The organism is Streptomyces sp. NPDC043685, assembly GCF_056436585.1.
Map to the genome: position 1 here is coordinate 564,698 of NZ_JBWKCH010000002.1, position 13,924 is coordinate 578,621.

A 13,924-nucleotide genomic window follows, 5' to 3' on the forward strand; every position below is an offset into this window, starting at 1 on the left:
CGTTCGCATACCCAACCCTCATTCTCATATATGGATGAGGTCTACATGAGGAGATGGGAGATGACCGTGAGCGCTGGTCCTACGGCGGTCGCGCGACGGCTGCGGGACGGAATGGCGGGCGGCGTGCTGTCGTTCCCGCTGACCGCCTTCCACGACGACGGCACCCTCGACCCGGACGGCTTCCGCGCCCACGTCGCGGGGCGGCTCGCCGCCGCGCCCGGCGCCGTCTTCCCGGCCTGCGGCACCGGCGAGTTCTTCTCACTCGACGAGGACGAGTACCGGCAGGTCGTCACCATCACCGTCGAGGAGGCCGCGGGCCGCGTCCCCGTCGTCGCGGGCACCGGCTACGGCTGGGCACAGGCCGCCCGGTTCGCGCGCATCGCCGAGGACGCCGGAGCCGACGCACTCCTCGTGCTGCCGCACTACCTGGTCGCCGCCCCGCAGGACGGCCTGGTCGCCCAGCTGGAGCGGATCGCCGCCCGCACCCCGCTGCCCCTGATCGCCTACCAGCGCGGCCAGGTCGCCTTCACCGCCGACTCGCTGCGCCGCGTCGCCGCCTTGCCGAACGTCATCGGCCTCAAGGACGGCCACAGCGACCTCGACCGGCTCCAGCGCCTCACCCTGGCCGCGCCCGAGGGCTTCCTGTTCTTCAACGGCGCCTCCACCGCCGAGCTCCAGGCCCGCGCCTACGCCACCGTCGGCGTCCCCGCCTACTCCTCCGCCGTCCACGCCTTCGCCCCCGAGATCGCCGGCGCCTTCTTCACCGCGCTGAACGACGGCGACCACGGCACGGTCGACAAGCTGCTGCGCGACTTCTACGTCCCGTTCGTCGAACTGCGCGACCGCGTCCCCGGCTACGCCGTGTCCCTGGTGAAGGCGGCGGCCCGGCTGCGCGGGCACCCGGTGGGGCCGGTGCGCGCCCCGCTCACCGATCCCTCGCCCGCCGACCTCGCGGCCCTCACCGCCGTCCTCACCACCGGACTCGACCTCGTGGGAGCCGCCCTGTGAACCTCGCCATCGCCGACGTACGGCTGACGCCCGTCCTGGTCGCGGACCCGCCGCTGCTGAACACCCAGGGCGTGCACCAGCCGTACACGCCCCGGCTGATCGTCGAGGTCGTCACGGCCGACGGCGTCACCGGTGTGGGGGAGACCTACGGCGACGCCGCGTACCTGGAACTGGCCCGGCCCTTCGCCGAGCGGCTGAAAGGACGCCAGGTCAGCGATTTGAACGGCCTGTTCACGGTCGCGGACCAGGTCGCGGTGGACGCCTCCCGCGTGCGCGACGCCGTGGACGTCGGCGGGCTGCGCGGCGTCCAGACCGCCGGCAAACTGCGGCTGTCCGTCGTCTCCGGCTTCGAGGTCGCCTGCCTGGACGCCCTCGGCAAGGCGCTCGGACTGCCCGTGCACACCCTCCTCGGCGGCAAGGTCCGCGACGCCGTCGAGTACAGCGCCTACCTGTTCTACAAGTGGGCCGCCCATCCGGAGGGCGTCGCCTGCGAGAAGGACGACTGGGGAGCCGCCGTCGACCCGGCCGGGGTGGTGGAACAGGCCCGGCGGTTCACCGAGCGCCACGGCTTCACCTCCTTCAAGCTCAAGGGCGGCGTCTTCCCGCCCGACCAGGAGATCGCGGCCGTGCGGGCCCTCGCCGAGGCCTTCCCGGGGCATCCGCTGCGGCTCGACCCGAACGGCGCCTGGTCCGTCGAGACGTCCGTGAGGGTGGCGGAGGAACTCGCCGGCGTCCTGGAGTACCTGGAGGACCCGGCGCTCGGCACCCCCGCCATGGCCGAGGTCGCCGAGCGCACCGGAGTGCCGCTCGCCACCAACATGTGCGTGACGACCTTCGCCGAGATCGAGGAGGCGTTCACCCGGGGCGCCGTCCAGGTCGTGCTGTCCGACCACCACTACTGGGGCGGGCTGCGCAACACCCAGCAGCTCGCCGCCGTCTGCCGCACCTTCGGCGTCGGCGTGTCCATGCACTCCAACACCCACCTGGGCATCTCGCTGGCCGCGATGACCCACGTGGCGGCCACCGTCCCGGACCTCCACCACGCCTGCGACTCCCACTACCCCTGGCAGTCGGAGGACGTCCTCACCGAGCGGCTCGCCTTCGAGGACGGCAAGGTCGCCGTGTCCGACGCCCCCGGCCTCGGTGTGGAACTCGACCGCGAGCGGCTGGCCGCGCTGCACCGGCGGTGGCTGGACGACGACGGTGCCCTGCGGGACCGCGACGACGCGGCGGCGATGCGGATCGCCGACCCCGGGTGGGTGACGCCCGCCATGCCGCGCTGGTAGCACCGCTCCCACCGGGGCGGGGGGCGCGCGAGGGTCCGCCGTGCGCTGACGGGACGGGCGGCTCCGGCGTGATCGACGTCATGCCCTGGGCGACGTGGTGCAGACTGGCCTGATCCGCACCACGTCAGGGAGCGCATCGTGATCGCGTCCGCCACCCCGGCCGGGAAGGGCCCGGGAAGGGGATCGCACCGCCAGAGCCAGGTCGATCCCCTCGCCCCGCTGCGCACACCGGACGACCCGCCCTGGGACGTCTACCTCACCGGCACCGTCTTCCTGGACATCATCTTCACCGGCCTCGACTCCGCCCCGGTGCGCGGCACCGAGTCCTGGGCGCGCGGCATGGGGTCGAGCCCCGGCGGCGTCGCCAACATGGCGACCGCCCTGGCCCGCCTCGGCCTGCGCACGTCCCTCGCGGCGGCCTTCGGCGACGACCACTACGGCGACTACTGCTGGGACGCCCTGGAGCACGGCGAGGGCATCGACCTCTCCCCGTCGCGCACGGTGCCCGGCTGGCACTCCCCGGTGACCGTCTCCATGGCCTACGAGGGCGAGCGCACCATGGTCTCGCACGGCCACGAGCCGCCCCCCGAGGAGCCCGCGCCCGAGTGCCCTCCCCGCGCCCGCGCGGCCGTCGCCTCCCTCGCCCCCGGCGTGAGCGCGCCCTGGATCGCCCAGGCCGCGAGCAACGGCACCCGGGTGTTCGGCGACGTCGGCTGGGACGACACCGGCGCCTGGGACCTGGCCGGCCTGCCCGACCTGCGGCACTGCGAGGCGTTCCTGCCCAACGCCGAGGAGGCCATGCGCTACACCGGCGCGGACTGCCCCCGGGCCGCCGCCCACGCCCTGACCGAGTACGTGCCGCTCGCGGTGGTCACCCTCGGCGCGGAGGGGGCGTACGCCGTGGACCGGCGCACGGGCGAGACGGCGGAGGTGCCGGCCATCGCCGTCGAGGCGCTCGACCCGACCGGCGCGGGCGACGTGTTCGTCGCCGGGTTCGTGACCGGGACCCTGGCGGACTGGCCGCTGGCCGACCGGCTGGCCTTCGCCGGGCTGACGGCGGCGCTGTCGGTGCAGGAGTTCGGAGGCTCGCTGTCGGCGCCGGGCTGGTCGGAGATCGCGGCCTGGTGGCGCGAGGTGCAGTCGGTCCAGGAGCAGTCACCGCAGGCCCTGGAGCGGTACGGGTTCCTCGCGGGGCTCGTCTCGGAGGAGCTGGTGAGGCCCTGGCCGTTGCGCAGGGCCGTCCCCACCATCGGCTTCCGCCGCTCGGCGTGACGCCCCGGTGAAAAGCCCGCCTCCAAAACCCCTACGGCCTTGTCACTCCCCCGTCGTACCCTGGGAGTCGCGAGGCCGCCCTCAGCTGCGCGGCCGTGACGAGGAGGAACCGCAGGCCTTCAGCGCCGGCCCATGACTCAGACACCCACAGCTCACACCCCCGCGCAGGAGCAGGCGAGAGCACAGCTCACCGTCCCCGCCCAGCACCCCATGGTGACCGTTCTGGGCTCCGGCGATTCCCTCCTGCGCGTGATCGAGAAGGCCTTCCCGGCGGCCGACATCCATGTCCGGGGCAACGAGATCAGCGCGGTCGGCGACCCCAAGGACGTCGCCCTCATTTCGCGCGTGTTCGACGAGATGATGCTGGTGCTCCGCACCGGGCAGCCGATGACGGAGGACGCAGTGGAACGCTCGATCGCCATGCTCAAGGCGAGCGACAACGGCGAGAGCGACGGCCAGGAGACCCCGGCCGAGGTGCTCACGCAGAACATCCTGTCCTCGCGCGGCCGCACGATCCGTCCCAAGACGCTCAACCAGAAGCGCTACGTCGACGCCATCGACAAGCACACCATCGTCTTCGGCATCGGCCCCGCCGGCACCGGCAAGACCTACCTGGCCATGGCCAAGGCCGTGCAGGCCCTGCAGTCCAAGCAGGTCAACCGCATCATCCTGACCCGCCCCGCCGTCGAGGCCGGAGAGCGGCTCGGCTTCCTCCCGGGCACGCTCTACGAGAAGATCGACCCGTACCTGCGGCCTCTGTACGACGCGCTGCACGACATGCTGGACCCGGACTCGATCCCGCGCCTGATGGCCGCGGGCACCATCGAGGTCGCGCCGCTGGCCTACATGCGCGGAAGAACCCTGAATGACGCCTTCATCATCCTGGACGAGGCCCAGAACACCAGCCCCGAGCAGATGAAGATGTTCCTCACCCGCCTCGGCTTCGACTCGAAGATCGTGATCACGGGTGACGTGACGCAGGTCGACCTCCCCGACGGGACGAAGAGCGGTCTGCGCCAGGTGCAGGACATCCTGGACGGCCTGGACGACGTCCACTTCTCCCGGCTGTCGTCCCAGGACGTCGTCCGGCACAAGCTGGTGGGCCGTATCGTCGACGCGTACGAGAAGTACGACACCACGCACGGCACCCAGAACGGCACGCACAAGAGCCGGGGCAAGTCCGGGCACAAGGGGAAGTAGACACACACAGCACCATGTCGATCGACGTCAACAACGAGTCCGGCACCGAGGTCGACGAGCAGGCGATCCTCGACATCGCCCGCTACGCGCTGGCGCGGATGCGCATCCACCCGCTCTCCGAGCTCTCGGTGATCGTCGTGGACGCCGACGCCATGGAGCAGCTCCACATCCAGTGGATGGACCTCCCGGGCCCCACGGATGTCATGTCCTTCCCGATGGACGAGCTGCGGCCGCCCTCCAAGGACGACGACGAGCCGCCGCAGGGCCTGCTCGGCGACATCGTGCTGTGCCCCGAGGTCGCCGAGAAGCAGGGCAAGGAAGCCGAGACGCAGCACTCCATGGACGAGGAGCTCCAGCTGCTCACCGTCCACGGGGTGCTGCACCTGCTGGGCTACGACCACGAGGAACCGGACGAGAAGGCCGAGATGTTCGGTCTCCAGGCGGCCATCGTGGACGGCTGGCGCGCGGAGCGGGGCCTGACCGGCCCCTCCCCGGCGCCGACGGTCTCCTGAGCCCGCCGATGAGTCCTCAACTCGCTCTGGGCGCCATCGCCCTGGTCGTCGTGGCCTGGCTCGCCGCCTGCGCGGAGGCGGGCCTCGCCCGGGTCTCCAGCTTCCGGGCCGAGGAGGCGGTGCGCTCCGGCCGCCGCGGCAGCGCCAAGCTCTCCCAGGTCGCCGCCGACCCCACCCGCTACCTGAACGTGGCGCTGCTGGTCCGTGTCGCCTGCGAGATGGCCGCCGCCGCGCTGATCACCTACGGCTGCCTCAAGGCGTTCGACGGCACCACCGAGGCCCTCCTGGTCGCCATCGCGGTCATGGTCCTCGTGTCGTACGTCGCCGTCGGCGTCTCCCCGCGCACCATCGGCCGGCAGCACCCGCTGAACACCGCGACGGTCTCCGCGTACGTCCTGGTGCCGCTGGCCCGGATCATGGGCCCGATCCCGTCGCTGCTCATCCTCATCGGCAACGCCCTCACCCCCGGCAAGGGCTTCCGGCGCGGCCCGTTCGCCTCCGAGGCGGAGCTGCGCGCGCTGGTCGACCTCGCCGAGAAGGAGTCCCTGATCGAGGACGAGGAGCGCCGCATGGTGCACTCGGTCTTCGAGCTCGGCGACACGCTCGTGCGGGAGGTCATGGTCCCGCGCACGGACCTGGTGGTCATCGAGCGCTTCAAGACCATCCGCCAGGCCCTCACCCTCGCCCTGCGCTCCGGCTTCTCCCGCATCCCGGTGACCGGCGAGAGCGAGGACGACATCGTCGGGATCGTGTATCTGAAGGACCTGGTCCGCAAGACGCACATCAGCCGCGACGCCGAGTCCGAGCAGGTGTCCACGGCCATGCGTCCCGCGTTCTTCGTGCCCGACACCAAGAACGCCGGTGACCTGCTGCGCGAGATGCAGAAGGAACGCAACCACGTCGCCGTCGTCATCGACGAGTACGGCGGCACGGCCGGCATCGTCACCATCGAGGACATCCTCGAGGAGATCGTCGGCGAGATCACCGACGAGTACGACCGTGAACTGCCGCCCGTGGAGGACCTCGGCAAGGACCGCTTCCGGGTCACCGCCCGCCTCGACATCGGGGACCTGGGCGAGCTGTACGGCCTGGAGGCCTTCGACGACGAGGACGTCGAGACGGTCGGCGGTCTGCTGGCCAAGGCGCTGGGCCGCGTGCCCATCGCCGGGGCGTCCTCCCTCGTCGCCCTCCCCGACGGCCGGGAGCTGCGCCTGACCGCCGAGGCCGCGGCCGGCCGCCGGAACAAGATCGTGACGGTGCTCGCGGAGCCGGTGGAGCCGGCGGACCCGCCCAGGGAGGAGGAAACGGAATGACCCCGCAGGAGCTGCGCGCGTTCTGCCTGTCCTTCAACGCGGCCGTGGAGGACTTCCCGTTCAGCCCGGAGATCTCGGTCTTCAAGGTGCGGGGCAAGCTCTTCGCCCTGTCGCACCTCGACGCGCGCCCCCTGAAGGCCAACCTCAAGTGCGACCCGGAGGAGGCGATCCGCCTGCGCCGCGAGCACGAGGGGCTGATCGTCCCGGGCTGGCACATGAACAAGCGCCACTGGAACACGGTCACCGTCGACGGCGGACTCCCCAACGAGCTGGTCAAGGAGCTCATCGAGGACTCCTACGACCTGGTCGTCGCGGGTCTGCCGCGAGCGGACCGCCTCCGCCTCGACCGCCCCTGACGCTTCCGTATGCTCGGATCATGACCGACAGCAGCGCGCTCGACCCCGAGGACCGCAAGATCGTCACCCTGGCCCGTACCGCGCGGGCCCGCAACGGCGTGCCCGAGGGCGCCGCCGTACGGGACGAGACCGGACGTACCTATGTCGCGGGCACCGTGGCCCTCGACTCCCTGAAGCTCAGTGCCCTGCGGACGGCGGTGGCGATGGCGGTGGCCTCGGGCGCGACGTCCCTGGAGGCGGCGGCGGTCGTGACACAGGCGGAGACCGCCTCCGAGGAGGACCGGGCGGCCGTGCGCGACCTCGGCGGCGCGGAGACGCCCGTGCTGGTGGCGGGGTTCGACGGGGTCGTCCGGCTGACGGTCTCGGCGGGCTGACGGTCTCGGCGGGCTGAGGCCCGGCGGCCGCGCCTGCGCCCCCTCGGTCGGCTCGAACGGCCCGGCCGGCGGAACTCCGGTGTGACCGCCGACGAGCGGCGCGGCCCCGCTGTCAGAGCGCGTCGGGGCCGCGTTCGCCCGTCCGCACCCGCACGACCGTGTCGACGGGCAGCGCCCACACCTTGCCGTCGCCGATCTTGCCGGTGTGCGCGGCCTTGACGACCGCGTCGATGACGGCCTCGGCGTCGGCGTCCTCGACGACGACCTCGATCCGGACCTTGGGCACCAGGTCCACCCGGTACTCGGCGCCGCGGTACACCTCGGTGTGGCCGCGCTGACGGCCGTAGCCGCTGGCCTCGCTCACGGTCAGGCCGTGCACGCCGAGTTCCTGAAGGGCGTTCTTGACCTCGTCGAGGCGGTACGGCTTGACGATCGCGGTGATGAGCTTCATGCCTGGGGGGTGACCTTCTGGGCGGGGGAGACGACGGAGGAGGAGACCGGGGCGCCGTGGCCCAGGACCCCGTGATCGTAGGCCGTCTCGGCGTGCACCGTAAGGTCCAGGCCGGTCTGCTCCTGCTCCTCGCTCGCCCGGAAGCCCATCACGGTGTCGATCAGCCGCCCGATCCCGTACGTCACGCCGAACGCGTACCCCGCCACCACGACCACGGCCAGCAGCTGTTTGCCGAGCTGGGCGAGGCCGCCGCCGTACAGGAGGCCCTCGGCGCCGCCCGTCATCGACTCGACGGCGAAGACGCCGATGAGGAGCGTGCCGATGATCCCGCCGACCAGGTGGACGCCGACGACGTCCAGGGAGTCGTCGTAGTTCAGCTTGAACTTCCAGCTCACGGCGTACGAGCAGACGACACCGGCGGCCAGCCCCACCACCAGCGCGCCGAGCAGGGAGACGGACCCGCAGGACGGGGTGATGGCGACCAGGCCCGCGACCGCGCCGGACGCGGCGCCCAGGGTCGTGGGATGGCCGTCGCGCTTCTGCTCCACGAAGAGCCAGCCCAGCAGGCCGGTGCAGCCCGCGGCCAGGGTGTTGAGGAACGCGGCGGCCGCGAGGCCGTTGGCGCCGAGTGCGGAACCGGCGTTGAAGCCGAACCAGCCGAACCAGAGCAGACCGGCGCCCAGCATCACCATGGGCAGGTTGTGCGGGCGCATGGCGTCCTTCTTGAAGCCCAGGCGCGGGCCCAGGACCAGGCACAACGCCAGCCCCGAGGCACCGGAGACGATCTCCACGGGCAGCCCGCCGGCGAAGTCCAGGGCACCCAGCCTCTCCAGGATCCAGCCACCCGGGCCCCACACCCAGTGCGCGACCGGAACGTATACGAGCAGCGCCCACACCGGCACGAAGACCAGCCACGCGCCGAACTTGGCCCGGTCGGCGACCGCGCCGCTGACCAGGGCGGCCGTGACGATCGCGAAGGTGAGCTGGAAGGTGGCGAACAGGACCGTCGGGACCGTGCCCTGGACGCTGTCCGGGCCGAGGCCGCTCATCCCGGCGTGCTCCAGGCCCCCGATGAGACCCCCCGCGGCGTCCTCCCCGAAGGCCAGGGAGTAGCCGGCCGCCAGCCACACCACCGTCACCAAGGCGATGGACACGAAGCTCATCATCAGCATGTTGAGCACGCTCTTCGTGCGGACCATGCCGCCGTAGAAGAGGGCCAGGCCCGGGGTCATGAGCAGGACGAGGGCGGTGGCGGCGAGCAGCCAGGCGGTGTCGCCGGTGTCGGCGGTTGCGGCGGCCAGAGGCACGGTGTCTCCAACGGGTGGGGGCTCCGGGGGCTCGTCGAAGGTTCACCGTCCCGCGTTTCCGGTTGCGTACGGGTGTGTTTCCGTGACGTTTCGTTGCGTAAGGGTTTCGAGGAGCTCACGAGAGGCGTCCGGTGCGGGGCGGCTCCGTGGATCAGGGACAATGGGCGCCATGAGCGTTCGTACCCAGTCATCCGAAGAGCCGGCCGGAGCTGTGCACAGGGCCGGCTTCGCCTGCTTCGTGGGCCGCCCCAACGCGGGCAAGTCCACCCTCACGAATGCTCTGGTCGGCCAGAAGGTGGCGATCACGGCGAACCAGCCGCAGACCACGCGGCACACCGTGCGGGGCATCGTGCACCGCCCGGACGCCCAGCTGATCCTGGTCGACACCCCGGGGCTGCACAAGCCGCGCACCCTGCTCGGCGAGCGGCTCAACGACGTCGTGCGCACGACGTGGGCCGAGGTCGACGTGATCGGTTTCTGCCTCCCGGCGAACGAGAAGCTCGGTCCCGGCGACCGCTTCATCGCGAAGGAACTGGCGTCCATCAAGAAGACGCCGAAGATCGCCATCGTCACCAAGACCGACCTGGTGGACAGCAAGACGCTCGCCGAGCAGCTGATCGCCATCGACCAGCTCGGCAAGGAGCTGGGCTTCGAGTGGGCCGAGATCGTGCCGGTCTCGGCCGTCGCCGACCAGCAGGTGGATCTGCTGGCCGACCTGCTCGTCCCGCTGCTGCCCGAGGGCCCCGCGCTCTACCCCGAGGGCGACCTGACCGACGAACCCGAGCAGGTCATGATCGCGGAGCTGATCCGCGAGGCCGCGCTGGAGGGCGTCCGTGACGAACTGCCGCACTCCATCGCGGTCGTCGTCGAGGAGATGCTCCCGCGTGAGGACCGCCCCGCCGACAAGCCCCTGCTCGACATCCACGCCTTCGTCTACATCGAGCGCCCCAGCCAGAAGGGCATCATCATCGGCCCCAAGGGCAAGCGCCTGAAGGAGGTCGGCATCAAGTCCCGCAAGCAGATCGAGGCGCTGCTGGGCACGCCGGTCTTCCTGGACCTGCACGTGAAGGTCGCCAAGGACTGGCAGCGCGATCCCCGGCAGTTGCGCAAGCTGGGGTTCTGACCCGGCGGAGCGCTACAGGGCCGTCCGCAGGCTCGCCCACACCGCGTTGCCGCCCGTCAGGGCCGAGCGGGTGATGCCCCAGCTGTCGGCCATCTCCCGCACGAGCAGCAGGCCCCGGCCGCCCTCGTCGTCGAGGCCGGGGCGGCGGTCCGGGATGCCGCGGCCGGTGCGATCGCCGTCGTGCACCTCCAGCCGGAAGCGCGCGTCCGCCATCAGCTGGACGCCGCACAGGATCCGCTCGCTGAGCGTGTGCAGCACGGCGTTGGTGACCAGCTCGGACACGAGCAGGACGGCGTTCGCGCACACCTCGTCGGGCACCTGCCACGACATCAGCCGGGCGCGCAGCGCCTGACGGGCGGCTCGGGCACTGGTGCGCTGCGGCGGCAGCTCCAGCCAGTCGGTGCGGCCCGGGCGCACCGCGTCCAGGAACCGGGGAGTGGAGGTCGTGTGGGGGGACACGGCGATCGCCTTCCGTGGGGGGTGGGCGAAGTCAGGGAAGGACCGAGCGGACAACGGGCCGTCCGGAACGGGCGTTTGGTACTTCCGGAACCCTGGCCACACAAGTAACTATGCTCGCAAAGCAGTTCACGCTGCAACCACCCTCGACGACGCGGCCAGGGTCTGCGCGTCACACCGCTGACCATCCGCCGCCTGGAGAACGCCATGGTCGGCCTGTGGTCCGGGGTGGGCATCAAGCCGTGGGCGCCTGCGCCCGCAGCAGCTCCCGGTACCAGTGGTAGGACGCCTTCGGGGTCCGCTCCAGGGTGTCGAAGTCGACGTGGACCAGGCCGAAACGGCGTGCGTAGCCCTCCGCCCACTCGAAGTTGTCGAGCAGGGACCACACGAAGTAGCCGCGCACGTCGACACCGGCCTCCACCGCCCGGTGCAGGGCCCGGACGTGGCCGTCCAGGTAGGCGATGCGGTGCTGGTCGTCGACGCCCGGGTACGAGCAGCCGTTCTCGGTGATGACGACGGGCGGGAGCCGGTCGCCGTAGCGGTCGCGGAAGGTCGTGAGGAGCTCGGTGAGCCCTTCGGGGACGACCGGCCAGCCGAAGTCCGTCACCGGCCGTCCCTCGATCTCGCGGACGGAGAAGGGCAGTTCGGCGGGCATGGTGACCCCGCCGAACTCGATCTCCGCGCCCTGCGGGGCACCGACCCGGGTCGGCGCGTAGTAGTTGACGCCGTACCAGTCGAGCGGCTCGGCGATCACCTTGAGGTCGGCCTCGACGTCCCCCGGCATCAGCTCGCCGATGCCGTCCGGGTACCGGCCCAGCAGCAGCGGGTCCGCGAACAGGCGGTTCAGCAGCAGGTCGTAGAACTCCGCCGCCTCCAGGTCGGCCGCCTCGGTGGACGCGGCCCAGGTCGGGCCGTGCGAGTTGGCGATGCCGATGTCGCCGGCACCCGAGGCGCGCAGGGCCCGGACGGCCAGGCCGTGCGCGAGCAGCTGGTGGTGGGCGGCCGGCAGCGCGTCGAACATCAGCCGCTTCCCCGGCGCGTGCGTGCCCAGGGCGTGGCCCAGCAGGGTGTGCTCGGCGGGCTCGTTGAGGGTGATCCACTTCGTCACGCGGTCGCCCAGCCGCCCCGCGACCCGCGACACGTGCTCGGCGAAGCGCTCGGCGGTGTCCCGCTCCAGCCAGTCCAGGTCCGCCGGCAGGTCCCAGTGGAACAGCGTCGGCACCGGGCGGACGCCGGCCGCGCACAGGTCGTCGACCAGCCGGTCGTAGAAGTCCAGGCCCTTCTCCGAGCGCGCCCGGGGCCAGGAGACCGAGAAGCGGTAGGCGTTCACGCCGAGGCCGGCCAGGAGTGCCACGTCCTCGCGGTGGCGGTGGACGTGGTCGCAGGCCACCGCCGCCGTCGAGCCGTCCTTCACCCGTCCCGGCTCGGCCGTGAACGCGTCCCACACGGACGGCTCGCGCTCGTCCGCGGCGCCCTCGATCTGGTGCGCCGAGGTGGACACGCCCCAGAGGAAGCCGTCGGGGAAACGGGGGATCGGGTCGATCGCGTCAGTCGCCATGCGGTGGATCATCCGTACCGTCGGTAACGGAAGTCAACGCCCGGGCGGGAAGGAGCCGTTACGCGCCTTCCTTCAGCACCCGCGAGATCAGCTCGCGCTGCTCCCGCGTCAGCCGGGGGTCCGCGCAGTACACGGTCCTGCCGTCCACCGTGAGCTGGTAGGCGAACCCGTCCGGGACCCCGACGGGGGGCGTGCTCCGGGCGTCGGCGACCGCCCGCTCGGTCAGGGCGTGCCACTCGGAGGCATCGGCCCGGCCCGAGGTGTCCACCTCGGCGTGCCGCTCGATGCCCGCGAACCCGCCCGTGCGCCTCACCTGAATCCGCATGCCCCCTGTCTAGTACGGAACTACGGGGTCCGCACCCCGACCTGCTCCCAGGCCTTCGCCACGGCGTCCAGTTCCTCGCCGTCGCCGAACCGCTCCCTGGCCGCTTTCACGGTGAGGCCCGCGAAGTCGGCGAACAGGGCCTGCTGCGTGAGCTCGCCGCCGGTCAGCACGTCGTACCAGACCTGTCCCGCGCGCTCCCAGGCGTGGCCGCCGAGGGCCGTGGCCGCGAGGTAGAAGGCGTGGTTCGGGATGCCCGAGTTGATGTGGACGCCGCCGTTGTCCCGCCCGGTGCGCACGAAGTCGTCCATCGTCGCCGGCTGCGGGTCCTTGCCCAGGACGTCGTCGTCGTAGGCCGTGCCCGGTGCCTTCATGGAGCGCAGGGCCGTGCCCGACACCCGCGGGGCGAGCAGGCCCGCGCCGATCAGCCAGTCGGCCTCGGCGGCGGTCTGGCCGAGCGTGTACTGCTTGATCAGGGCGCCGAAGACGTCGGACAGGGACTCGTTGAGCGCGCCGGGCTGGCCGAAGTAGGTGAGGTTGGCGGTGTACTGCGTGACGCCGTGGGCGAGTTCGTGGCCGATGACGTCGATCGGGATGGTGAAGTCGAGGAAGATCTCCCCGTCGCCGTCCCCGAAGACCATCTGCTCGCCGTTCCAGAACGCGTTGTTGTAGTCGCGGTCGTAGTGCACCGTCGCGTTCAGCGGCAGGCCGTTGCCGTCGATGGAGTCGCGCCGGTAGGCCTGGAGGAACAGCTCGAAGGTGGCGCCGAGCCCGGCGTAGGCGCGGTTGACGGTGGCGTCCTTGCCGGGCTTGTCGCCCTCGCCGCGGACCTTGTGGCCGGGCAGGCCGGTGCCGTGCCGGGCGTCGTGGACGGTGCGCTGCGGCCTGCCGTCGGCGAGCGCGGCGACGGCCCGCGCACCGATGACCGTGGTGAGGCGGCGCTGGGTGCGCTCGTAGGCGTCGCGCTGGAGGGTGCGGCGGGCCGGACCGGCGAGCGCGGGGTCCTCGGCCTGGGCGAGCTTGTCGAGGACATGAGGCGGAACGATGGTGCAGAAGACGGGCTCGAAGCCCCCGTGGGTCGTCATGCCCGGCACCCTTGCACTGCGTGACGAAACTGTCACTAGTCGCCACCATGATTGGTGAAATACCGGGACAACGACGCTCACTCTCCGTGGCGGAGTGGTATAGCGCACTTTTTGTCCCGTTTGTGAGCCGGGTCCCGCATACTGATACGACCCCACGCGCCGGGAGAGGCTCGGCTAGCATGCTGCGCATCATGCGTTTCGGGCTGCTTCTCCTTAGCTGCCGCGGCGAGGGCCTGTAGTCGAGGCCGACTCCCTCCCCGCGGAGCTTGGTGCTGCGTCGTCGGCCGTCCTTCCGGACACC

Annotated in this window: 15 protein-coding genes; 9 read left to right on the top strand and 6 right to left on the bottom strand. The window is 71.6% G+C overall.

From position 1 onward, the window contains the following. Nucleotides 1-60 precede the first annotated feature (60 nt). The 8 genes from AC0665_RS07270 (at nt 61) to AC0665_RS07305 (ending at nt 7,321) form a co-directional block, all read left to right on the top strand. Nucleotides 61-1,008 carry a 5-dehydro-4-deoxyglucarate dehydratase gene (locus tag AC0665_RS07270; RefSeq protein WP_478704593.1) on the top strand — a complete coding sequence of 316 codons (948 nt, stop codon included), beginning with the start codon at nt 61-63 and terminating at the stop codon, nt 1,006-1,008. Beyond that, on the top strand, nt 1,005-2,294 hold the full coding sequence (locus AC0665_RS07275; protein WP_478704594.1) for a glucarate dehydratase family protein: 1,290 nt from the start codon (nt 1,005-1,007) through the stop codon (nt 2,292-2,294). The genes AC0665_RS07270 and AC0665_RS07275 overlap by 4 nt, the downstream gene beginning before the upstream one ends. A gap of 138 nt (nt 2,295-2,432) precedes the next feature. Beyond that, nucleotides 2,433-3,566, top strand: coding sequence for a carbohydrate kinase family protein (locus AC0665_RS07280; RefSeq protein WP_468408940.1), 1,134 nt, complete (start codon nt 2,433-2,435; stop codon nt 3,564-3,566). Between the two features lie 132 nt (nt 3,567-3,698). Beyond that, nucleotides 3,699-4,766, top strand: a complete 1,068-nt coding sequence (locus AC0665_RS07285) for a PhoH family protein (protein WP_478507775.1) — start codon at nt 3,699-3,701, stop codon at nt 4,764-4,766. A 14-nt stretch (nt 4,767-4,780) separates the two neighbouring features. After that, nucleotides 4,781-5,278: an rRNA maturation RNase YbeY gene (gene ybeY / locus AC0665_RS07290; RefSeq protein ID WP_030239729.1), complete on the top strand. Its 498-nt coding sequence runs from the start codon at nt 4,781-4,783 to the stop codon at nt 5,276-5,278. A gap of 8 nt (nt 5,279-5,286) precedes the next feature. Then, nucleotides 5,287-6,591: a hemolysin family protein gene (locus AC0665_RS07295; RefSeq protein ID WP_468408935.1), complete on the top strand. Its 1,305-nt coding sequence runs from the start codon at nt 5,287-5,289 to the stop codon at nt 6,589-6,591. Next, entirely contained in the window at nt 6,588-6,947 is a 360-nt protein-coding gene (locus AC0665_RS07300) for an MmcQ/YjbR family DNA-binding protein (protein WP_478507774.1), read from the top strand. The genes AC0665_RS07295 and AC0665_RS07300 overlap by 4 nt, the downstream gene beginning before the upstream one ends. A 20-nt stretch (nt 6,948-6,967) precedes the next feature. Continuing rightward, nucleotides 6,968-7,321 carry a cytidine deaminase gene (locus AC0665_RS07305; protein ID WP_363118731.1) on the top strand — a complete coding sequence of 118 codons (354 nt, stop codon included), beginning with the start codon at nt 6,968-6,970 and terminating at the stop codon, nt 7,319-7,321. Nucleotides 7,322-7,433: 112 nt separating this feature from the next. Here AC0665_RS07305 and AC0665_RS07310 read toward each other — a convergent pair whose 3' ends face one another. Both AC0665_RS07310 and AC0665_RS07315 read right to left on the bottom strand, forming a co-directional pair. Further along, a complete protein-coding gene (locus AC0665_RS07310) occupies nt 7,434-7,772 on the bottom strand; it encodes a P-II family nitrogen regulator (RefSeq protein WP_362232660.1) in 339 nt (112 codons plus the stop codon). Then, the gene (locus AC0665_RS07315) at nt 7,769-9,079 is read right to left on the bottom strand and encodes an ammonium transporter (RefSeq protein WP_468408931.1); all 1,311 of its coding nucleotides are present in this window, start codon (nt 9,077-9,079) and stop codon (nt 7,769-7,771) included. Before AC0665_RS07315 ends, AC0665_RS07310 begins: the two co-directional genes overlap by 4 nt. Nucleotides 9,080-9,239: 160 nt before the next feature. Between AC0665_RS07315 and era the strand changes: the two genes are divergently transcribed. After that, on the top strand, nt 9,240-10,202 hold the full coding sequence (era, locus tag AC0665_RS07320) for a GTPase Era (RefSeq protein WP_363118729.1): 963 nt from the start codon (nt 9,240-9,242) through the stop codon (nt 10,200-10,202). A 12-nt stretch (nt 10,203-10,214) separates the two neighbouring features. Here era and AC0665_RS07325 read toward each other — a convergent pair whose 3' ends face one another. The 4 genes from AC0665_RS07325 to AC0665_RS07340 form a co-directional block, all read right to left on the bottom strand. Next, entirely contained in the window at nt 10,215-10,661 is a 447-nt protein-coding gene (locus AC0665_RS07325) for an ATP-binding protein (RefSeq protein ID WP_468633771.1), read from the bottom strand. A gap of 232 nt (nt 10,662-10,893) precedes the next feature. Continuing rightward, nucleotides 10,894-12,216, bottom strand: a complete 1,323-nt coding sequence (locus AC0665_RS07330) for a GH1 family beta-glucosidase (RefSeq protein WP_478602359.1) — start codon at nt 12,214-12,216, stop codon at nt 10,894-10,896. A 58-nt stretch (nt 12,217-12,274) separates the two neighbouring features. Then, complete coding sequence (locus tag AC0665_RS07335; protein ID WP_363118725.1) at nt 12,275-12,541, bottom strand: protealysin inhibitor emfourin; 267 nt, start codon at nt 12,539-12,541, stop codon at nt 12,275-12,277. A gap of 20 nt (nt 12,542-12,561) precedes the next feature. Beyond that, a complete protein-coding gene (locus AC0665_RS07340) occupies nt 12,562-13,623 on the bottom strand; it encodes a M4 family metallopeptidase (protein ID WP_478602361.1) in 1,062 nt (353 codons plus the stop codon). Between the last annotated feature and the right edge of the window lie 301 nt (nt 13,624-13,924).